Origin of the sequence: Zoogloea sp. LCSB751, from assembly GCF_002028455.1 — a bacterium.
Classification (GTDB): domain Bacteria; phylum Pseudomonadota; class Gammaproteobacteria; order Burkholderiales; family Rhodocyclaceae; genus Zoogloea.
Genome location: NZ_MWUM01000018.1, coordinates 24894 through 46024 on the forward strand (window position 1 = coordinate 24894; position 21131 = coordinate 46024).

At 61.7% G+C, this 21131-nt stretch carries 16 protein-coding genes and 1 pseudogene; 8 read left to right on the top strand and 9 right to left on the bottom strand.

All coding sequences use genetic code 11. The features are described from left to right. Positions 1-34: 34 nt before the first annotated feature. From B4920_RS18000 to B4920_RS18010, 3 genes are all read right to left on the bottom strand, one after another. Entirely contained in the window at positions 35-589 is a 555-nt protein-coding gene (locus B4920_RS18000) for a YbhB/YbcL family Raf kinase inhibitor-like protein (protein WP_254050979.1), read from the bottom strand. 92 nt (positions 590-681) lie between these two features. Then, a complete protein-coding gene (locus tag B4920_RS18005) occupies positions 682-1467 on the bottom strand; it encodes a helix-turn-helix transcriptional regulator (RefSeq protein ID WP_079436005.1) in 786 nt (261 codons plus the stop codon). Positions 1468-1554: 87 nt separating this feature from the next. Next, the gene (locus B4920_RS18010) at positions 1555-2199 is read right to left on the bottom strand and encodes a hemolysin III family protein (protein WP_079436007.1); all 645 of its coding nucleotides are present in this window, start codon (positions 2197-2199) and stop codon (positions 1555-1557) included. Positions 2200-2323: 124 nt separating this feature from the next. On the opposite strand from B4920_RS18010, the gene B4920_RS29985 reads away from it, so the two are divergent. Together B4920_RS29985 and B4920_RS18020 are read left to right on the top strand one after the other, a co-directional pair. Further along, positions 2324-2527, top strand: coding sequence for a poly-beta-hydroxybutyrate polymerase N-terminal domain-containing protein (locus B4920_RS29985; protein WP_216819941.1), 204 nt, complete (start codon positions 2324-2326; stop codon positions 2525-2527). Then, a complete protein-coding gene (locus B4920_RS18020) occupies positions 2505-3569 on the top strand; it encodes an alpha/beta hydrolase (protein ID WP_254050980.1) in 1065 nt (354 codons plus the stop codon). The genes B4920_RS29985 and B4920_RS18020 overlap by 23 nt, the downstream gene beginning before the upstream one ends. Here B4920_RS18020 and B4920_RS18025 read toward each other — a convergent pair whose 3' ends face one another. Then, complete coding sequence (locus B4920_RS18025; protein ID WP_079436012.1) at positions 3570-4133, bottom strand: Dps family protein; 564 nt, start codon at positions 4131-4133, stop codon at positions 3570-3572. A gap of 508 nt (positions 4134-4641) precedes the next feature. Beyond that, complete coding sequence (locus B4920_RS18030; protein ID WP_079436014.1) at positions 4642-5073, bottom strand: PRC-barrel domain-containing protein; 432 nt, start codon at positions 5071-5073, stop codon at positions 4642-4644. Positions 5074-5443: 370 nt separating this feature from the next. Here B4920_RS18030 and B4920_RS18035 point away from each other — a divergent pair, with 370 nt between their 5' ends. Genes B4920_RS18035 through B4920_RS18045 form a run of 3 tightly spaced genes read left to right on the top strand, consistent with a single transcriptional unit; the run spans position 5444 to position 8877 of the window. Then, the gene (locus B4920_RS18035) at positions 5444-6985 is read left to right on the top strand and encodes a TIR domain-containing protein (RefSeq protein ID WP_161493332.1); all 1542 of its coding nucleotides are present in this window, start codon (positions 5444-5446) and stop codon (positions 6983-6985) included. Beyond that, positions 6948-7670 carry a hypothetical protein gene (locus tag B4920_RS18040; protein WP_139379549.1) on the top strand — a complete coding sequence of 241 codons (723 nt, stop codon included), beginning with the start codon at positions 6948-6950 and terminating at the stop codon, positions 7668-7670. The genes B4920_RS18035 and B4920_RS18040 overlap by 38 nt, the downstream gene beginning before the upstream one ends. A 28-nt stretch (positions 7671-7698) precedes the next feature. Beyond that, the gene (locus B4920_RS18045; protein WP_079436018.1) at positions 7699-8877 is read left to right on the top strand and encodes a glycosyltransferase family 2 protein; all 1179 of its coding nucleotides are present in this window, start codon (positions 7699-7701) and stop codon (positions 8875-8877) included. A gap of 113 nt (positions 8878-8990) precedes the next feature. On the opposite strand, the gene B4920_RS18050 is transcribed toward B4920_RS18045, so the two are convergent. Beyond that, positions 8991-9914 (bottom strand): LysR family transcriptional regulator, encoded by a 924-nt coding sequence (locus B4920_RS18050; RefSeq protein ID WP_079436020.1) that lies wholly within the window; start codon positions 9912-9914, stop codon positions 8991-8993. Between the two features lie 137 nt (positions 9915-10051). Between B4920_RS18050 and B4920_RS18055 the strand changes: the two genes are divergently transcribed. Together B4920_RS18055 and B4920_RS18060 are read left to right on the top strand one after the other, a co-directional pair. Beyond that, positions 10052-11602 (top strand): MFS transporter, encoded by a 1551-nt coding sequence (locus B4920_RS18055; protein ID WP_079436021.1) that lies wholly within the window; start codon positions 10052-10054, stop codon positions 11600-11602. A gap of 379 nt (positions 11603-11981) precedes the next feature. Then, entirely contained in the window at positions 11982-14864 is a 2883-nt protein-coding gene (locus tag B4920_RS18060; protein ID WP_079436023.1) for an adenosylcobalamin-dependent ribonucleoside-diphosphate reductase, read from the top strand. Between the two features lie 26 nt (positions 14865-14890). On the opposite strand, the pseudogene B4920_RS18065 reads toward B4920_RS18060, so the two are convergent. Then, positions 14891-15247 (bottom strand): annotated as a pseudogene (locus B4920_RS18065) (transposase); the annotation flags it as partial. Between the two features lie 80 nt (positions 15248-15327). Beyond that, a complete protein-coding gene (locus B4920_RS18070) occupies positions 15328-16800 on the bottom strand; it encodes an RNB domain-containing ribonuclease (RefSeq protein WP_079436024.1) in 1473 nt (490 codons plus the stop codon). A gap of 332 nt (positions 16801-17132) precedes the next feature. Here B4920_RS18070 and B4920_RS18075 point away from each other — a divergent pair, with 332 nt between their 5' ends. Continuing rightward, positions 17133-19640 (top strand): chemotaxis protein CheB, encoded by a 2508-nt coding sequence (locus B4920_RS18075; RefSeq protein WP_088179504.1) that lies wholly within the window; start codon positions 17133-17135, stop codon positions 19638-19640. A gap of 59 nt (positions 19641-19699) precedes the next feature. Here B4920_RS18075 and B4920_RS18080 read toward each other — a convergent pair whose 3' ends face one another. Further along, entirely contained in the window at positions 19700-21022 is a 1323-nt protein-coding gene (locus B4920_RS18080; protein WP_254050981.1) for a helix-turn-helix domain-containing protein, read from the bottom strand. Positions 21023-21131: the final 109 nt, after the last annotated feature.

A 21131-nucleotide genomic window follows, 5' to 3' on the forward strand; every position in this document is an offset into this window, starting at 1 on the left:
CCATGACGCCCCGCACGTGCCAGCCGACGCAGGCTCAGCGCCCGTAGCGGACCGTCAGCGTCGCCGTCCCGATCGTATTGGCGTGGATCATGAAGCCGGCCAGGGCTGATGTTGCGTTCTCCGGCAGATCGATATGCGGGATCTTCAGCGCATGGGCGGTGAACACGTACCGGTGCGGCTTGTCGCCGGGCGGAGGACACGCGCCGCCATATCCCGGAACGCCAAAATCGGTTCGAACCTCGACAGCCTGGGCGGGAAGCAGCCGGGCGGTCGGGCTCCCCGCCCCCCTGGGCAGGCCTTTGGCATCGGTCGGGATGTTGATGACAAGCCAGTGCCACCAGCCGGAGCCCGTCGGGGCGTCGGGATCGTAAAGCGTCACGGCGATGCTCTTCGTTCCTGGCGGCACGCCCTCCCAGGCAAGGGCCGGCGATACATTCCGACCGGCGCAACCGAAGCCATTGAAGGTCTGCTCGGCAGGCAACCAGCCGTCGGCCTCGAGCGTCGGGCTTGTAAGCCGGAATTCATCGGCGCTCGCCAACGCCGGCAACAGCATGAACATCGCGGATCCAATAACGTGTTTCATGGACATTTCGTGACTCCTCACTTGATCGACAAGGGGATTCTCCATGCCTGCCAGTCCGCGCTGTTAGCCCTATCCTGCCATGAATTATGCGTTCCCCGTCATGCCGATCGAAGATAGGAAGGCAGGAAGCCGTAGCGGGATTTGAAGACTGCCGAGAAACGGCTGTGCGAGTCGTAACCACAGCGCTGGGCCACCTCGCCGACCGGGAGCTGCGTGGTCTGCAGCAGGAGCATCGCCATCTCCAGGCGGATCTCGCGGATCAAGGCGCCGACCGTCAGATCGTGCTCGGCCAGACGCCGATGCAGCGTGCTCGCGCTGGTGTGACAGGCCCGCGCCATCGTCTCGGCCGTCCACGCCGCATGCGGTCGACTGGCGATGAGGCGTCTCACCCGATCGGGCCAGCTCAAGGCCTCACGGGGCGACAGGACACACCCTTGCTCGGCGAGCACCAGCAGCAGCTCCATGACCCGGTGCTGCCGCAATCGATCCGAGACACCCGGCGCTTCGATGGAATGGGCGGCCCGGAGGATGAGGTCCACGAATCCTTCGTCGGGTGACGTCACAAAACAGCCGTCGGTTCGCCGCGCCTCGAACCCACTCCCGTGGGTACGCTGGAAACCCTCGATCGCCGAATCGCCGAACTGCAGCACCAGGGCCTCATAGCGACCATCCGGCGCGGGATCGTTCACGACGTCCCACTGGGAGCCACGGGCAAGAACCACAGACGTCCCCGCCTTGAGGGCGACCGGTATTCCTCCGCCCTGCAGCGTCTTGACACCGCGCCGCACAAAGATGAGCACATCCTCACGGATCGAGAGCGTGGCAACACGATGCCGGACGCGGCTGGAAATGAAACAGGTAGCGGGAAAGGCGCGATCTTCCATGGATCAGTCGAATGCAGACGATGCAGCTCGGTTGTGTCAGCCGATGCTGCACATCAATGGAAGCCCACGCAATAGAAACCCGCAAGATCAGCCGGCATACCAGAGCACCGCAAAGAAATGGCAGGTTGTGCCGGCCATCACGAACAGATGCCAGATGAAGTGGCCGAAGCGCAGGCGAGCGTCGGTCAGATAGAAAGCCACACCGCCCGTATACGCCAGCCCCCCGGCGACCAGCCACGCCAGCCCGGTCTGGGAGACGCGCTCGATCAGCGGCACTGCGGCTATCACCACCAGCCACCCCATCACCAGATAGAGCCCGGTGGACAGGTAAGGGTTCGACAAGCGATCGAAGGCCTTCAGGACCAGACCGACGGCTGCCAGTCCCCACACCAGACCAAGCAGGGTCCACCCCCAGACTCCGTCGAGAACGCCCAACGCGAAGGGCGTGTAGCTGCCGGCAATGAACAGGTAGATCGCACCATGGTCCAGCTTGGCCAGACGGCGCTTCATCCTGTCGTGATGCTCCGGGATTGCGTGGTAGAGCATCGAACTGAAGTAGAGCATCACCATGGTGACCGCAAAAACGCAGGCCCCAAAGATGTTCGCCGCCCTTCCCTGCTGGGCGCTGGCGGCAATCAGATCCGGCGCCGCAGTCAGGGCCAGGATGAAGCCCAGCCCGTGGCTGATGCTGTTGGCGGCTTCCTCGGCGGCCGACTGGGGGCGATCACGCATTTTGTCTCTCCCTTCTCGATCAGTATGCGGCGGGTGTCCGTCACCCTCCGTGCGCTGCCATACAGACACGGGAACCTTGGGTGGCGATGATGGCTGTCGATCGCTCCAGGAAGACGAATTCCCGATGAAACATGTTCCCACCATCGAGATTCCCTTGCCTTGCAGCAATCTCGACCGCCTTGCCCACGCCCAGCTCGCCCATCTGACAGGTGGCATCTCGCCCGCAGCGCTGGTCATGGCCTTCGAAGACTGGCTCATGCACCTCTCGCACAATCCGGCAGAGCAGGCCAGGCTGATCCAAGGGCTTGCCGAAGCCTTCATGCCATGAGAATGTCGTCAGCTTCACTGTCAGGCAGCTGCTGGACGTGATGTCGCCGGCCAATTTTTTGTGGACCAACCCGGCGGTGCTGGAGCGTACCGCTCAAACCGGTGGCGCCAATCTGATCCAGGGGCTGCGTAATCTGATGGCCGATGTGCAGCACCAACAGTCGAAATCCGGGCCGCCGGGGGCACAGGCCTTCCGGGCAGGGCATGAGGTAGCCGTCACGCCGGGCCAGGTGATCTTCCGGAACAGCCTGATCGAACTCATCCAGTATGCCCCCTCCGTTCCACAGGTGCGACCCGAGCCGATCCTCATCGTTCCTTCCTGGATCATGAAGTACTACATCCTCGATCTCTCGCCGGACAACTCCTTGATCCGCTACCTGGTGGGCCAGGGATACACGGTGTTCTCGATTTCCTGGGCCAATCCCGGCCGCGAAGGTCGCGATCTGGGCATGGATGACTACCTGCGTCTGGGGGTGATGGAGGCGCTCGATGCAATCGCCGCCGTGGTGCCAGGGCAAGGGATCCATGCCACGGGCTATTGCCTGGGCGGCACCCTTCTGGCGATTGCCGCCGCGGCCATGGGGCGGGACGGCGACGCGCGCCTGGCCTCGGTGTCGATGCTGGCGGCACAGACCGACTTCACGGAGCCAGGAGAGATGGCTTTGTTCATCGACAGCAGCCAGGTCAGCTTCCTGGAAGACATCATGTGGGACCAGGGATACCTGGACACCACGCAGATGGCCAGCGCCTTCCAGTTGCTCAATTCCCGTGATCTCGTGTGGTCGCGACTGCTGAAGGACTACCTGATGGGCGATCGTCATCCGATGAGCGACCTCATGGCCTGGAATGCCGACGGCACCCGCCTGCCCTACTGCATGCACACCGAGTACCTGCGACGTCTGTTCCTCAACAACGATCTACAATGGATCACATGGCTCAATGCCCATTCAGGCCAGCACACGGCGCCGCCGTCAATGGGCAACACTACTGCCGGCCTGTCCCCCTTATGCGCAGCACCGGGCACATATGTGCGGCAAGTTTGATCAGGGCTGCTCGCACTGCGGCGGACGCGACCGGTCAGTGCGGCTCGCTTCGAACAGGAACCATGTACGTCTCTCCGTTTCATCGATCCACACTTCAATCAGGCTGGCCGTGGCGATATCCCGGTGCTCGGCGCACAGATCGTGAACCTCGCGAAAATGCGCCGCGAGCATGACATTGTCCGTACAGAGTTCGGCCAGCATGGTGAGCGGCTCCACATATTCGGCGTCATTGTCGGCAACCCGCTGCAGGCGGGAAATGTGCCCAATCGAACGAAGCGTATTTCCCCCCAGCTTGCGGATTCGTTCGGCAATCGGATCGGTCATCGCGTAGAGCTGGTCCGCCTGTTCATCCAGCAAGAGGTGGTAGTCCCGGAAGTGGGGCCCGCTCATGTGCCAGTGAAAATTCTTGGTCTTGAGGTAGATGCCGAATACGTCAGCGAGGATCGCATTCATTGCCGCGGCAATTTCACGGGCGGCCTTGGCTTTCAGGTCGGTGGGCGTTGCGAGCACCGCGTGAGATTTTTCCAAGAGGGTCTCGGTCCTGATGTCATCGCGCTTGTTCATGCCTTCGTCCTTTCAATGGCGGTTCTGCAACGGCAATACCTGCGTGCGGCTCAGCCCTTCCAGTCCCGGCTGATGGCCTTGAGTCGCCGCTCCACTTCATCGCGGGTCACCGCATGGATGATATGAGCGGCATCCGAAGGCGGCGCTGGCCAGCCCGGATCCATGACAGCCCCCTCCGGCATTGGCTGAACCAGTACATCGTCAATCGGGTGCCTGACATGGAGATCAGGCCTGGCCCGGAGGAATGTCCTGCGGTGCTCCACGGGATCAGGCTCCTGGCACGATGGGGCACCGATCGGGATTTCGCTGGGTATGCACTTTTCAATAGGTTGGCTCATAGTCACCTCTGGCTGAATTCCGTGACCTGCGGAGTGCGGGGCTACTGTAAGGGAATAGTGCCCGTGATCGTGTAGCGTGTCGGTACGCCATCGCACGAAGCAGTAAGACTCGCCGCAGGCAACATGCGGCTCATTCGCCTGCGGAGAAGCGCACGCGCGGATCTTGCGTACTAGACGGAGTACATGGCACTGCCATAGTAGGCATGGATGTCCTCGGCCCATGCCGGGTTGGCCATATCCGGCCATTTGTCTTTATCGAATCCCGGAGCACGCTCAAGTCGCTCTTTCTCCACATCCAGCACGAAACGCTTGTTCATGGTGTCAAGAGTCAGGGCCTCCCACGGTATCGCAAAGAGCTTGTCGCCAATGCCGATGAACCCTCCGAAGGAGAGCACCGCATAGGCAATTCGCCCCGTCCGTATGTCCAGCATGATCTCCTTCACTTCACCCAGCATCTCTGCCTTGCGGCTATACACATCGTTACCGATCAACGTGTCGGCCCCCATCAGCGCCGGCCCGGGTCCCGTCCCCGCGTCATCGCCGATTCCACCGCCGATATTGGCCTTGTAGATGCCGTAGTGGTCGCGCTCTTCGTAGTTCATAGCAGCCTCCTGATCATTCGCTTGGGGAAAACAGTCAGAACGTCATGCCAAGCCGATGGCGCTCCCAGAACCACGATAGGCATCCTGCCAAACGTCGTCTGTTGGGTAGGGCACACCCAAAAGCGGGGGGCTCAAGAGGTCTCGCGGGTTGTTCTGACCCGCTCCAGATCGGCGTCGCAACGGGTGCGAACCGCCAGGACTTCGTTGCCCCTTGTCGGTTGCCAGGGGTGACGATGATCTTGGAATCCAAGCCTGGATTTCCTATTCTTCAACCCAGCTCATGGTTTCTTTCATCTGAAAGCCAAGAGGCAAACCGGTAGTTGCCCCCCGTGCCGTCATGGAATAACTGGATGAAACCTCTCCCGCCCGCGTGCTGAAAGTCTTCATCTCCTACTCCCGCCGCGATCTGGAGTTTACCGAGCAGCTGTGTGCAGCACTGGAAGCACTCGGCTATGTCATCACAATTGATCGCAAAGGCATTCACGGCGCAGAACGCTGGGAGGATCGGCTCGGACAGCTGATCCGTGAATCGGACTCGATCCTGTTCGTGCTGACCCCCACGTCGGCTTCGTCCGAGGTGTGCCGCTGGGAACTGGAGCAGGCCCTCTCGCAGCGCAAGCGCGTCCTGCCCGTGCTCGCTGCGCCGTTGGGCGACGTGCAACCCCACACGGCGCTGCGGGACCTGAACTACATTCACTGCTATCCCGAGGCATCGGTGCCGGGATCGGGCTGGGGGCATGGCCTGGCCAGGCTGCATGCTGCGCTCAGCGTAGACATCGAATGGATTCGCGAGCATACCCGTGTCGCTGAAATATCCAGACGCTGGCAGATAAGCGAGGCGCCAGACCTGCTGGCACGCGGCGCAGAGCTGGACGGACTTCAGCGCTGGCGCGATCGCCGCCCCGCCAACGCCCCCGAACTGACTGACGCTCAGCGGAGCTTTCTGCAGGCCAGCGAGCTGGCCGAAGCCCAGAGGAAGGATGCAGAGCGCCAGCAACTCGAACGCATCAGTGCCGCACAACAGGAACGTGAACAGGCGCTGCAGGAGGGTGCCAAAGCACAAGAAGAGCGTGCCGGGGCACTACGCCTGGTCGCGCGCCGGACCATGATTGGCGGTGGCGCGGCCGTGATCCTGGCGCTCACGGCCGGCGGCGCTGCGTTCGTCGCCCATCAGAACAGTGTGCAACTCCAGCAGCAGCTGTCTCGCAATGAGGAAGAGCGCTTGCTTCAGGACCGCCTGCTTCACCTGACACGCCAGCGGGAACATCCGCCCAAACCTTTCTCGGATGAGATGCTCGCCCGCGACTATGAAGGCGAAACCCCGGACCATGTCGGTACGGACTTCGCCGGCGGTATTTACTATGGCACCTACCGCATCCAGGCCAGTACGCAGATGCAGGCCTTTCTGGACTTCCTCGACAGGTGGGAGAGCGGATACAGCTCCCGGCTCACATCCGCTGGGGGCGTGGAGGCCGCTCGACAGCGCGGCAGTGACTTCGTAAAAGCCTGGCAGTCGCTGGCACGGGATCCGGCCAGTGCCGCCCGATTCGCCAAGCTACAGACGGATTTCGTCACGCAGAACAGCTTTGGACGCTTGGCCGGGCAGCTTGCGGCGCGGCTGGGACTCCATTTGGAGCAGAGGTCGCAGGCACTGCGCGCAGTCATCTTCTCCATAGCCGTGCAGTACGGACCCAGCACGACGCTGGTACACGATGCATTGACAGGGCTTGGCGATCTATCCAGACAAGACGACGAAGCACTCATCCAGCGGCTGTTCGAGTACCGTAACAAGGTGGAAAAGTACTTCCCAGGCATCCAGGAACGTAGTCCGAATTTTGCAGCCCTGATCCGCGAACGCAACCGAAGGGAGCTCAATGATGCGCTTTTCATTCTCAGGCACTCGTCTTCCTGAACTGGCCGCACTTGAATTGGCGATGCTGGCTGCCACCTCCGCAACAGCAGCCACGACTCCCTGCGCACTGGTAGCTCCGGAAGTCCAGACGGCCGCAGGCCGCGTGCAGTTCGGCATCACGCTGGACTGTGGCGCCCAAGTCCACGCGGCCAAGCCCTTCCCTGCAGATACGCAGGTGCTCATAGGACTCACGTTGTATGCAGGTTCGAACGTGACCTCCACCCCCTTCGATTCTGCAGACAATTTTCGGGGCCGAACCCTCGATTCGCCGGATGAAATCCGCACGGCGCTGGGGCGCGACACTCACTCGAAGGCCACCGGCGCGGCAGGAGCCGCGAAGTGGATCGTGCTGAGCGACGAGAGCGTTCGCTCCTATGACGTCACGCCCAAGACCGTGCACGTCCCCCCGCAAGGCGGCCGGACGACGTTGCGTTTTGACGTAACCGAAAAGGACATCGCGGGTACCCAGCACTTTGTGTTTGCGGCGTGGTCGGTCACGCAGCGCGTCGCGTGCAAAAAGAAGGACGAGTATGCGCGGAGCGGCTGCAAACGGGATGGGTACGTCCTCGGCAGCGATGGCGTGAATCCGCTCGGCGCTTATCCGGGCATCGAGATCAACCGCTTCCAGCATCCCAGCGGTGCAGCGTGGACATCCGAGCGCTGGATCGCAGAGCGCTTCCGCTGAGCGTCCCAGTCCGCCGCTGAGCACTGGCATGCGGCTCGCCGCCGAATCGATCCTGATCGTCCTTTGGGTACGGATGGTCGTCGTCTTTGGGCTGGGCATCTGGTCCTGCCGGCGACCGCCGGATTCCGTTTCGCCACTGAATCGGGCATCACGGGTGGCCGTGATCGTCCCGGCATTCAACGAAGCCGCGGTGATCGCGAGCACCTTGCGTTCGTTGCTCGCCCAGGCACCCAGGCCCCGGGAAATAATCGTTGTCGATGACGGCTCAACCGACGGAACGGCGGACGTGGCGCGCGGTGTACTGGTCGGCGTCTCCGGCGCTAGAGTGATCCGCCTACCAAGGAATTCGGGCAAAGCGGCAGCCCTTAACGCCGGCATCGTCTCCTGCGGGTGTCCCCTCGTTGCAACGATCGATGCCGACACCCAGCTGAAGGCAGGCGCTCTCGCCGCCGCGTTGGCGGCCATGCAGCGGCACCGTGCCACCGCAGTGTCGTTCTATCTGGATGCGGATCACGACGGTCGCCTCCTGGGCACGCTGCAAGAGCAGGAATACACCTTGTCCCTGAACTTCGAGCGCGCTGCACAGGCCATGCTGGATGCCATAACCGTGCTCCCTGGGGCGGCCACACTGTTCAGGCGACGGTCACTGCTGAAGCAGCCGTTCTCAGGGCGTACTTGCACCGAGGATGCAGACCTCACACTGACACTTGCGTCACGCGGCGCTCGCCTGGTGCTTGCACGTGATGCGGTGGCGACGACGCAGGTTCCTGTGACCTGGAGTGAGCTGTTGGCCCAGCGCACCCGCTGGATTGCGGGGCACCTGCAATGCTCAGTTCTGCACGCCGGGAACCTGCATGGCAGTACCTGGCGTTTCCGGGGCCTGGTGTATCCGAACTTCGTGCTATCGACCTGGATGCCACCCGCTGCTTTGGCTGCGCTACTGATGCTGTGGTCAGAAGGACCGGGAGATCTGTTGGGGCTCAGTTTCGGCACCGCCACCGCAGTGTCGATGGTCCTGGTGTACCTGCTACGCCTTGCCGCCCGCCTCATGGTCGGCCACCTCAGGAGTCCTTGGTGGCCGGTGCTGCTGGAACCGGCGCTGACCAGCACCGTCGGGACGCTGTGCTTCGCCAGCGCCCTCGTCTCAATACTCCTCAGAATCCGGCGCCCACCGGAGAAGACACGAGCACGGACCGCTGACCACTGAACAGGTATTGGCCACGTTGAGAGCGCGAAATTCAACAGCGGCTGGGGCCGCAGATCGCCGCGACGGTGCGCGGTAGCGCGGTGTCGTGGGAGATTGGGCGAGCTAGAGGGCCGTCAGTCGGCTGACCCTTGGTGCAGCCACGGCATTGTGCCAAGCTCCGCCGCGATCCAGTCGCCAAACGCCCGCGTCTTGGCAGGAAGCAATCGCGCGGATGGATGCACCAAGTAAATCGTCTCATTGTTTTCCACGGGATGATCGGGTAGTACCGGCACCAGCCGGCCGCTGCACAGTTCCGGGCCAGCCAGCCAGTCGGACACCATTGCGATACCGGCACCAGAAACGGCTGCTTGTACGAGACTTTGCGCATCGTCCGTAACCAGTGGCCCTGCGATCCGAATCGCCATCGTCTTGTCACCATCGCGCAGATGCCAAAGAGGATGCGATGCCAGACGGGAGAACCCCAGGCATGCGTGCCGGCCAAGATCGGCAGGTCGAGAAGGCGTGCCGCGCGTTTGCAGATACGCAGGAGATGCACAAAGCATACGCTGCGATGGCGCGAGCCTGCGTGCCACCAGCCTGCTGTCGGTCAATGTTCCGATACGGACAGCCACATCAAAAGACTCTGCCACCAGATCGACATAGCGATCCTCGAAGGCTGTTTCCACGACCAGATCGGGATAGGTGGCTAGAAACGCCGGAAGAATCGGGGCCACCCACATCCGGCCAAAGGTTGCAGGCAATGAGACGCGCAGCGTGCCGTGCACGCTGGCCGCTGCTGCTGCGGTGTCCTGCTCGATCTCCTGCAAGGTGCGCAAGGCGCCGCGCATGCGTTGATGGAAGGCTTCCCCCGCCTCCGTCAATGCCAGCCTCCGCGTGGTGCGCTCCATGAGGCGCACACCCAGGCGCTTTTCCAATGCCGTGACACGCCGCGAAAGGATGGAGCCATCGCGCCCCAGTACCTGACCGGCGGCGGTGAATCCGCCATGCTCGACGGCGGCCAGAAAAGCCGTGATCTGCTCGAACTCGGTGCCATTCATATCTGCATTATTTACATAAGTAATTTGCAATCAAACCATATTATAAATTTCTGACGAATTAATTAACCTGTAGAGCAATCATCAAGCTCTCGGCTCCATGCGCATCCGGCGCGGACGACGGGCGCATCGGAGTTGTTATGGAGAAGACACGTTCAGCGGTCGCTGTTGACGACCGATACAAGGTACTTGCAGCGATCTGCGTCTCCGCGATCATCATCCCCTTGGTATTCACTGGCCCGGCGATTTCTACGCCGGCGATCGGGCGTGATCTGGGCGGCGACCAGTCCACCTTGAGCTGGATCGTCAACGCCTACGCCATCGCGTTCGGCGGTTGCGTCATGGCGGCCGGTGCCATCGGCGACCAGATCGGCCGCAAGCGATGCTTCGTTGCAGGACTCTGGATCTTCGTCGCCACATCGCTACTGATCGGCCTGAGCCCGAACCTGCTGCTGCTCAATCTGCTGCGCGCTGCCGAGGGCGTCGGCGGCGCCCTAGTGCTGACTTCGGCCACCTCGTTGCTAGCACAGGAGTTCGAGTGCGTAGATCGCACTCGGGCTTTCAGCTTCCTTGGCACCGCGTTCGGTGTCGGTCTTGCGTTCGGGCCAATGGCCTCGGGGTTCCTGATCGAGCACCTGGGCTGGCGTTCGCTCTACTTCGCCATCGCATTGATCGCGGTCTTGATCCTGCTCTTGGGCACGCAGCGAATCAGGGAGTCCCGTGACCCGGAGGCTCACGGCATCGACTGGCCGGGCACCGTGCTGTTCACGGGCACCCTGGTATCGCTGACATTCGGCATCGTGCGCGGGCCGCAAGATGGCTGGGCGAGCCTGCGCGTGCTGTCGATGCTGGGCGCCACTGTTCTGCTGCTCGGCGCCTTCGTCGCCGTGGAACTGCGGCGTCCGCGCCCCATGCTGGAACTCTCCCTGTTCCGTTACCCGCGTTTCATCGGCGTGCAGTTACTGCCGGTGGCAACCGGATTCAGTTTCATCGCCCTGATCGTCTATCTACCGATCTGGTTCATCGTCATCCAGGGGCGCGATGCCTTCACGGCCGGCCTTGCGATCCTCCCACTGACCGCACCAATGCTGGTGGTGCCACTATTGGCCGGGCGAATGGCCCAGCACGTCTCGCCCGGCCTGCTGTCGGGCATCGGCTTTCTCATCTCCGCGCTGGGTGCCTGGCTGCTGATGCGCCTGTCCCCTGACGGGAGCTTGTGGGCGATGGCAATCCCCATGCTGCTGATCGGCATCGGCAATGGCCTGCCATGGGGCTTGATGGATGCCTTGTCGGTCAGTGTGGTGCCCAAGGAGCGCGCAGGGATGGCGGCCGGCATCTTCACCACCATGCGCGTGGCGGGAGAAGCCATCGCCATTGCGGCCATCGGTGCCGTATTGGTTGGCCTAACGGCGGCGAATCTACGCACGGCGGCAGAGGTAGCTTCGATATCACTGCCAGAAGGTGCTACCGCGATTGCGAGCCAGATCGGGGCCAACAGTGGGCACGGTAGTGCTGTAGGCAGCGGCGGCGCGATGGACTGGGCCATCATTGAACTTACTCATCGCGCGTACACATCGGCTTTCCAGAGCATCTTTGGTGTGCTGTCCGTGCTCTCGATCCTGACCGCCGTGGTCTGCATCGTGACGTTACAACAGTCAGCTGATCGGCATGGCACAGCCTTGGAGTCTTGAGTCGCTAAGTTCAGGAGCAAATCAGCCACCGCAGGAGCGGCCGTGATATGGCCTATGCGGAGGTCGCCTTCAGCTTGATCGAATCGGTGAGAGCGGATTACCACTCCCCTGCCAACGCATGAGGAATCTGCTGGTTTTTTATTGGCCCACCACCCCAAAACTTTTTCCGCCAAATCAAGGCCCTGGGGCGCTTTGCGAGGAAAATTTCTTGATTTTCCATGACAAAAACACTACTAAATGTAGTAGAAAATTTCTTTTTGTCGCACTATTGATTTTTTTAAGTATTTGTTTTTAAACGACTAAAAAATTTTGCCATTTTTACGCCTTGGAGTAAGCTATGCGCCGCTTCAGATCATTACCAATAAGCCATCCAAGAGCCATGACCGCCACCACAAAACACGCCAAAGCCCAGCCCGCATCTGCCGCCACCCTCGAATCGCAGGATATCTCCGGCGAAGTCCTGCTCGAGAAATACGCCAAAGGTAACGAGCAAAGTGTTGGCGACGTGCGCGCTCGTGTCGCCCGTGCGCTGGCCTCCATCGAGGCCGAAGAAAAGCGCGCCTTTTGGGAAGCCAAGTTCCTCGAAGCGCAGGAACGGGGCTTCGTGCCCGCCGGCCGTATCAACTCCGCCGCCGGCACCAATCTCGCCGCCACCCTGATCAACTGTTTCGTGCAGCCGGTCGGCGACTCGATCACCGAATCCGTGGATGGCCGTTGCGGCATCTACACCGCCCTCGCCCAGTCCGCCGAGACCATGCGTCGCGGTGGCGGCGTCGGCTACGACTTCTCCTCCATCCGTCCGAAGGGCGCGATGGTGCGCGGCACCCAGTCCAACGCCTCCGGTCCCGTCTCCTACATGCGCGTCTTCGACCGCTCCTGCGAGACCGTCGAGTCCGCCGGCTCCCGCCGCGGCGCCCAGATGGGTGTGCTGCGCTGCGACCACCCGGACATCGAGGAATTCATCCACGCCAAGGACCACGGCGACCTGACCAACTTCAACGTGTCCATCGCCGTCACCGACCTGTTCATGCAGGCCGTGGAAAACGACGGTGACGTGGAACTGGCCCACAAGGCCGAGCCGTCCAACGACATCAAGGAAGCCGGCGGCTACCAGCGTGACGACGGCCTGTGGGTGTACCGCAAGGTGCGCGCCCGCGACCTGTGGGACCAGGTCATGCGCTCCACCTACGACCACGCGGAGCCGGGCATCCTGTTCCTCGATCGCATGAACAAGGACAACAACCTTTATTACTGCGAAACCATCGAGGCCACCAACCCCTGCGCCGAACAGCCCCTGCCGTCCTACGGTTGCTGCTGCCTGGGCTCGATCAACCTGACCCTGTACGTGAAGGACGCCTTCAGCGACAAGGCCAGCTTCGACTTCGCCGGCTTCGCCAAGACCGTCGAAACCTCCATCCGCATGCTCGACAACGTGCTCGAGGCGACCCACTGGCCGCTCGAGCAGCAGCACGCCGAAGCCCAGTCCAAGCGCCGTGTCGGCCTTGGCTTCACCGGCCTCGGCAACGCGCTGGCCATGCTGCGCCTGCGCTACGACACCGATGCCGCCCGCTCGATGGCCACCAAGATCTCCGAGTTCATGCGCGACCAGGCCTATCTGGCCTCCGTCGAGCTGGCCAAGGAGCGTGGCGCCTTCCCGCTATTCAATGCCGACCTGTACCTGTCCGGCGGCAACTTCGCGTCCCGCCTGCCCAACGAGGTGAAGGACAAGGTTCGCAAGCACGGCCTGCGCAACTCCCACCTGCTGTCCATCGCCCCCACCGGCACGATCAGCCTGGCCTTCGCCGACAACGCCTCCAACGGCATCGAGCCGCCGTTCTCCTACACCTACACCCGCAAGAAGCGGATGGCCGACGGCACCTTCAAGGAATACGCCGTCGAGGATTACGCATGGCGCCTGTACAAGCACCAGGGCGGTGACGTCTCCAAGCTGCCCGAGTACTTCGTGACCGCGCTGGAAATCTCCGCCAAGGCTCACAAGGACATGGTCGCGGCCGTGGCCCCGTACATCGACACCTCCATCTCCAAGACGGTGAACGTTCCCGAGGACTACCCCTACGCGGAATTCGAGAACCTCTACCTGGAAGCCTGGAAGTCCGGCCTGAAGGGCCTGGCCACCTACCGGCCCAACAGCGTGCTGGGTTCCGTGCTGTCCGTGACGCCGAGCACCGAGCAGAAGCAACCCCACGACCTGGAAATCTCCGACGACACCAACCGCCGCCTGTCGATCAAGAACCTGCCGGCACCGGTGCTGTCCTCCCTGCGCTGGCCGGGCCGCCCGGACCTGCCGGACGGCAACTCCGCCTGGACCTACATGCTCAACACGCCGCAAGGCAACTTCGCGCTGTTCGTCGGCCACATGGACCCGACCGAAGACAGCCCGTCCAAGGGTGCCTTCCCGTTCGAAGTGTGGGTCAACGGTGCCGACCAGCCCCGTGGCCTGGGCGCCGTTGCCAAGACCCTGTCGATGGACATGCGCGCCAACGACCGCGGCTGGCTCAAGCTCAAGCTCGAAGCCCTGGCCAAGACCGTCGGCGAGAAGTCCTTTGAAATGCGCTTTCCCCCGCATGGCGAACAGAAGCTGATGCCGGGCGTGGTGTCCGCCTTCGCCCAGGTGGTCCGCTACCGCTGCGAAAGGCTGGAAGCCCTCGACGGCGACCTGCCGACCCCGGTGCTCGACAGCGTGTTCAGCCTGCAGGAGCCCAAGACCGGCACCGACGGCACCCTGTCCTGGACCGTCGACATCCAGAACCCGGCCACCGGCGAAGACTTCGTGCTCGGCCTGAAGGAAATCACCCTGCCGGACGGCGTCACCCGCCCCTACTCCATGTGGCTGTCGGGCAACTACCCGCGCGCCCTGGACGGCCTGTCCCGCATCCTTTCCCTCGACATGCGCGTGATGGACCCGGCCTGGATCGGCATGAAGCTGCGCAAGCTGATCGACTACCCGGAACCCCTGGGCGACTTCATGGCCTTCGTGCCCGGCACCCGTCGCCAGCAGAACTGGCCGTCCACCGTGGCCTACCTGGCCGCGCTGATCATCCACCGCTATGCGATGCTCGGCGTGCTCGACGAAGCCGGCTACCCGACCCGCGAAATGGGCATCCTCGAGTCGCCGCGCGACGACAACGAGCCCAAGCTGATGCAGGGCGCGCTGTGCAACGAATGCGGCAACCACTCGGTGATCCGCAAGGACGGCTGCGACTTCTGCACCGCCTGCGGCGCGGTCGGTACCTGCGGCTAAACCCGGCGTATGGCGCCCACACCGGTGTCGGTTTCCACCAATCGCTCGCGCAAGCGGCTGAAATTGGATTGATCCAGCCCACCCGATTCGAGGTCCAGATCGAGGAACCAGCTAAACAGCAGGTTGTAATCGAGTTGCTCACAGAACTGCCGATCCGAGCGCACCGAGTAAAACGCGATCAGCAACTGCGCCTTGAGCAACCGCTCCGGCGGAATCGACGGTCGGCCAACCTTGGCGTAAAGCCCGTCGAGTTCCGCGGAAATGGCCGACAGTGCCGAGTCGGCCAGTTTCTTCACCGGACGCAGCGGATGATCGGCCGGAATCCGGGATTCGACGGAGAAATAGTGGAACATCGAAGATTGGGGATCGACTTCGCCGCGCATCGGTGCTGTGCCTGGAGTTCGGGAGATACGGCTAGGACAGATGGGTGATCGGATCGTTCTCTGGGTTCTGCATCAGCCTGTTAACTCTCTAGAACGAAGTCAATAAACCCTCGCTCAATCGATGTGGATACCAGCCGAATTCGAATCAACTGCCCGATTTTCAGTAAAGGAAGCGGGCCTTTGAGGCGCCCCTCCACCGGGGGCTCAAAAATACGCACCCAAGTGCCCTCCGGCCCAATTCCGGTAACGAGCCCGTCAAATCGTTGTCCAACCCGCGTATGCAGCAGCAGTGCCGCTTCCGATTTACGGAGTTGGCGCTCCACCTTCCGAGCGGCATCCTCCTGGGTAGTGCAATGCAAGGCCAATTCATCCAACTCATCGTTTGAATAGGGCGAACGGGCATTCTGCAACACGGCTTTCAGCAGGCGTAAGGTGATCAAGTCCGGAAAACGTCGATTTGGGGCAGTGGAATGCATATAGGCCTCCACTGCCAGACCAAAGTGGCCGATGGACTGCCCATGCGGGCGCTCCACCACATATTCTCCCGAGCCCATCAACTTCACGATGACTAGCGACAGATCGGGGAAACGCAGCGGATCGGACTTGTGCTGCTGTGCGAGAAAGGCTTCAAGCGCCCTGCCATCCGGCTGCTCGGGAAGCGTCACACCATAAGTCTTGGCCACCTCCACGATCCTCAACCAACGGTCAGGGGATCGCACGACCCGCCGCAGTGACGCGCTCCCCTGCTGGGCCAGAAAACGCGCCGTACAGCCATTGGTGGCGATCATCAACTCCTCGATCAACTGCCGCGCCCGATTCTGCTCTTGCTGCCGAATAGCAGTGATTCTTTCACCTTCGAAAAGTGCCCGCGGCTGGAATGTCTGGAACTCCAATGAGCCCTGCGCACGGCGCAACACCCTGAGTTTCTGGGCCAACTCGTCCTGCATGCGCAACTGGATGTTCATGCCGACGACGGCTTGCGCAGCGCCTGGCAAATCGCCGGAGCCACAGATCCAGGCGGAAACCGCGTCGTAGGCCAGCTTGGCTTTGTTCCGCACCATGGCGCGGTAAATCGTCGAGCCGACCAATATCCCGTCGTCGGTAAACTCCATCTCGGTCACCAGGGCCAAGCGATCCTCGTCGGGATTGAGCGAGGTCAGATCGGTGCACAGACGCTCAGGAAGCATGTGAAACACGCGCGCCGAGGTATAAACCGAGGTCGTATTGATGCGGGCATGTTCGTCAACCGGCGAACCCTTGGCGACGATTGCATCGACGTCGGCCACCGCCACGAACACCCTTGTGGCTCCTCGCGAAAGCGGCTGGATTGCCGTCAGCTGATCCAGGTCACGGGAGTCATCGTTATCAATCGAGCACCACGGGAGCTCGGTCAAATCGCGGATATTCTTGCCTGTCTCGCGAGCCGGGCCTTTCAGCCCGGCCACTTGATCCTGCACGCTACGGGCGTATTCAGGTTCCAGCCCACGACTGAACATTGCCAGACTTGCAATCGTGGTCAGGGTAGTCCGGTGGTTGCTCAATGCGTTTCGCATTCAACCTCCCCGCAGCATGCTGTACGGCATTTTCGCCCGGAACCATTCGTTGCCGTGGCGGCTTGAATGACTCCCACGCACCAAGCCACTCCAGTCGAAGCGGCGGATATTCGTGAACGTGCTTTCTGCAAGGCAGTATAGTCCGTCTGCCGGCCCCTTCCGGGTTCATATGCGCCTCGGGAACCAATGCTACAGCGAGCGCCCGAACTACCCCCTTCCCTGCCGAAAATTACATGACAAACGGAAAATCTTCTTCCCCGTCACCCATGACCACACCAGACCAACCGGCCATGGCAGGCGCCTCTCAGGGTGGAAACCATCACGAACAAAGAATGGAGGGGCTTGAATCCGACTTTCCGGTGATCGGCATCGGCTGCTCCGCCGGTGGCCTCGAGGCCCTTGAGGCGATGCTGAACCACACACCTGCCGACACTGGCATGGCCTTCATCGTCGTCCAACACCTTGACCCGGAGCACCACAGCAACCTGCCTGAACTATTACAGCGGAACACCCGCATGGCGGTCGTCGAAGCGGCTGAACACATGGCCATCAAGCCAAACTGGGTCTACGTCATTCCGCCCAACAAGGATCTATCGCTGTTGCACGGAACCCTGCACCTGTTCGATCCGAGCGAAAAGCGCGGCTTGCGCCTGCCCATCGATTTCTTCCTGCGCACCCTGGCCGAGGATCGCCAGCACAAGGCCATCGGCGTGATCCTCTCCGGCATGGGATCGGACGGCATGCTCGGGCTCGGCGCGATCAAGGAGAAAGGCGGCCTCACGCTTGCGCAGGATCCGGCCACGGCCAAGGCCGGCAGCATGCCCGACAATGCCATCAAGGCGGGCATGGTCGATATCGTCGCGCCTTGTGATCAACTCAGCGCGCGCATTACGGCTTATCTGCGGCATGCCGTGCGCCATACGCCGATAGATGAACCCCCCGAAAGACGCGAGCAGAACGCCCTTGAACGCATTATCGTCCTGCTCCGCAACCGTAGCGGCAACGACCTTTCCCTGTACAAGCCCAGCACCCTGCTCCGGCGTATCGAACGACGCATCGCCCTGCTCCAGATCGACGGCATTGCCAGCTATGTGGGTTATCTGCGTGACAACCCCCAGGAGCTCGACCTGCTCTTCCGAGAAATGCTGATCGGCGTCACCAACTTCTTCCGCGATTCCCCCGTCTGGGATTTCCTGCGTGACATCGCCATTCCGGCGCTATTTAACCGCTATCCCGGTGGCCAGATCCTACGCGCGTGGGTGCCGGCCTGCTCGACGGGCGAAGAAGCTTATTCCTTGGCGATCGTTTTCAAGGAGGCGCTGGAAAACGTGAAGCCCCAAGGGCATTTCACCTTGCAGATCTACGCCACCGATCTGGACATGGATGCCGTCGACAAGGCGCGCAAAGCCTGCTATCCGGCCAACATCGCGGCCGACGTGTCGCCCGAACGGCTGGCCCGCCATTTTGTCGCCGAGGATGGCGGCTACAGGCTCAACCGGAACATCCGCGAGATGGTGATCTTCGCGCCGCAGAATGTCGTCTCAGACCCACCGTTTACACGGCTCGACATCCTCTCCTGCCGCAACCTGCTGATCTACTTCGGCCAGGCCTTGCAGAGAAAGGTGTTGCCCCTCTTCCACTACGCCCTCAACCGTGACGGCATCCTGGTCCTTGGCAGCGCCGAGACCATTGGCGGTTTCGCCAGCCTTTTTGCGCCGCTGGACAAAAAGATGCACGTCTTCCAGCGCATCGACCAGAGCGCACGCTCACCGTGGCTGGACTTCCCGACCCGCCCCCCGTCCAGCGCCCCGATTGTGGAAAGCAGCGGGCGCGCCGACTACCGGGACAGCCTGGAATACCAGACCGATCAGCTGATCCAGCAGAACTTCTCGCCGGCGGCGGTACTGGTCAATGGCGATGGCGACATCCTCTACATCAGCGGCCGCATCGGAAAATACCTGGAACCCGCCGCTGGCAAGGTCAATATCAACATCCACGCCATGGCCCGCGATGGCCTGCGCGACGCCCTGATCGGGGTTATCCGCAACGCCCTGCACCAGACGCAACCCATTCAGCTGGACGGGCTGCAGGTGGAAGTGAACGGACGCATGCAGACGGTCAATGTCACCGTACAGGGCATCGAGAAACCGGATGCCCTGCGCAATCGCGTGCTGGTCGTATTCACCGACGTGAAATCGTCATCGGGCAGTCAACCGCGCAAGCGACTGGCTTCCGAGCGGGAGAGTGCCCTGATGCTCGAACTGAATCAGCTGCGCGAGGCGCTGCGCATCAACCAGGAAGAGATGCAGGCATCCCTCGAGGAAGCGCGGTCGGCCAACGAGGAACTCCAGGTCACCAACGAGGAGCTCACCACCTCCAAGGAAGAGTTGCAGTCCATGAACGAGGAGTTGCAGACCATCAATGCCGAACTCCAGTCCAAGGTGGATGACCTCACCTGGGCGCGCAACGACATGACGAACCTGCTCAACAGCACGGAAATCGCCACCATTTTCCTCGACAACGAGATGAAGCTGCGGCGTTTCACCACCCACGCCACCCATCTCTTCAAGCTCATCCCAGGCGATGTCGGGCGCCCGCTGTCCGATATCGTCACCGACCTGGATTACCCCGACCTCCACGATGACGCCGTGTCCGTGCTGACTACCCTGAACTTCCGCGAGAAACAGGTCAGCACCGCGGACAGTCGCTGGTATCGGGTACGCATCATGCCTTACCGTACCCAGGACAACGTGATTGACGGCGTAGTGGTCACCTTCATCGACATCACCGCCATCAAGCTGCTCGAAGCCCAACTGAGAAAACGCAAGGCACGGCGATGACCACTGCAGGCATCGTGTCGGCTCAACATGAGCAGGCTTTTCAGGCTAGGGCTTACTGCTTACTGAACGGCATCGAGACCACGCCGGCCTGTCGAAACGAGCGCCCGCACGGCCTCGTGAAAGGGCAGCCCGTTTTCCTGGCTGATCTCCATCACCACCATGCGGCATTCCCGACCTTCGGCGTCCGACGCCGCTTCTATCCGGACAAGGACCTCGGGACGATGGTCGGTGGCCGCCAAGGCTATAGCGCATTTGCTCCTGGTCTTGCCGCGTAGTACCTCTTCCACAAAACTGTTGAATTCGGGCAGAAAGGCCGGTTTCACAAAGGCGCCGAAGCGAAAGCGTCCCATCTGCGAGCGCTTGATACCAAGCAGAATCGCCCCCGCCAGGTTGATCTGCAGAATGACGCCCTGGGCGTCGAGGGTGAAATAGCCGACCGGCGCGAAATCATAGAGATCCGCGTATTTCTCGCGCAGGGCATCGGCCTCGTCATAGGCCAGCTGAAGCTCCTCGTTATGCATTTCCAGCTCGATCTGGTGCACCTGAAGTTCGTGCAGCAAACGGGTGGTGTCCCACTGGGAGTCATCGGCAAAGGGCTGGGTCTGCTTCAGACGCGCCTCCGCACGCTGCCGCAGGGTGGTCGGGTTCGGGCGGGCACGCGGCAGGGCAAGACTCTCGTTCGTCAGGCTGAACAGCCGTTCATACTCACGCTTCACCACGCGGTAGCACTCACAGACCCGGGCCTCCAGCCCGGCACGATCCAGCACCGTGATGTGGCCCCTGCGGTAGTGGATCAACCCAGCGGCCTGGAGCTTGCCGGCCGCCTCGGTGATGCCTTCGCGGCGCACGCCCAGCAGGTTGGATATCGTCTCCTGCGTGACATCGAGCTCCATGCCGGAACATTGATCGAGGCTCCGGAGCAGCCAGCGGCAGAGCTGCTGATCGACGGAATGGTGCCGGTTGCACAACACGCCTTGGGCCATCTCGGTCATCAGCGCCTGGATGTAACACAGCGCCATCCGGCGCAGACTGCCGCCCTGCTCAAGCTCCCACGACATCACGTCGGCGCGCAGGCGGAAAGCCCCACCCGCCCGCTGCACAACAACCTTGTAGTGACTGGTGTCACCGCCCAATACCAGTGGAATGCCGACGAAGCCGTCGTTACCGGTCATCGCCAGTTCGACCGACGCCCCATCCTCCGTGGTGGCGATCCGCGAAAAGGTGCAGGTGGTGGGGAAATAGACGAAGCCCAAGTGATCGCCTGACCTGAAAACCGTCTGTCCGGCAGGCAGGCTTACACACTCGAGATCGTTTTCCAGCCGGGCGCGTTCGTCCGGCAGAAGAGCAGCAAGAATCCTGTTCTGTCGAGAGCCTTCGCTCATAGTATTGGTCATCCCACCCCCTTGTTTAAATCAGTTTTTTCGTTTTTTATATTTTTAGTTCCAATCTCGCTAAAGCAGCATAGATCAAAAATATCGTTTACTACGTACG

Bases quoted from the DNA above. Each gene is read 5' to 3' on its own strand.
- B4920_RS18000 (WP_254050979.1), bottom strand. From the start codon at position 589: ATGTCCATGAAACACGTTATTGGATCCGCGATGTTCATGCTGTTGCCG.
- B4920_RS18005 (WP_079436005.1), bottom strand. From the start codon at position 1,467: ATGGAAGATCGCGCCTTTCCCGCTACCTGTTTCATTTCCAGCCGCGTC.
- B4920_RS18010 (WP_079436007.1), bottom strand. From the start codon at position 2,199: ATGCGTGATCGCCCCCAGTCGGCCGCCGAGGAAGCCGCCAACAGCATC.
- B4920_RS29985 (WP_216819941.1), top strand. From the start codon at position 2,324: ATGAAACATGTTCCCACCATCGAGATTCCCTTGCCTTGCAGCAATCTC.
- B4920_RS18025 (WP_079436012.1), bottom strand. From the start codon at position 4,133: ATGAACAAGCGCGATGACATCAGGACCGAGACCCTCTTGGAAAAATCT.
- B4920_RS18030 (WP_079436014.1), bottom strand. From the start codon at position 5,073: ATGAACTACGAAGAGCGCGACCACTACGGCATCTACAAGGCCAATATC.
- B4920_RS18040 (WP_139379549.1), top strand. From the start codon at position 6,948: ATGATGCGCTTTTCATTCTCAGGCACTCGTCTTCCTGAACTGGCCGCA.
- B4920_RS18045 (WP_079436018.1), top strand. From the start codon at position 7,699: ATGCGGCTCGCCGCCGAATCGATCCTGATCGTCCTTTGGGTACGGATG.
- B4920_RS18050 (WP_079436020.1), bottom strand. From the start codon at position 9,914: ATGAATGGCACCGAGTTCGAGCAGATCACGGCTTTTCTGGCCGCCGTC.
- B4920_RS18055 (WP_079436021.1), top strand. From the start codon at position 10,052: ATGGAGAAGACACGTTCAGCGGTCGCTGTTGACGACCGATACAAGGTA.
- B4920_RS18060 (WP_079436023.1), top strand. From the start codon at position 11,982: ATGACCGCCACCACAAAACACGCCAAAGCCCAGCCCGCATCTGCCGCC.
- B4920_RS18070 (WP_079436024.1), bottom strand. From the start codon at position 16,800: ATGCGAAACGCATTGAGCAACCACCGGACTACCCTGACCACGATTGCA.
- B4920_RS18075 (WP_088179504.1), top strand. From the start codon at position 17,133: ATGGAGGGGCTTGAATCCGACTTTCCGGTGATCGGCATCGGCTGCTCC.
- B4920_RS18080 (WP_254050981.1), bottom strand. From the start codon at position 21,022: ATGAGCGAAGGCTCTCGACAGAACAGGATTCTTGCTGCTCTTCTGCCG.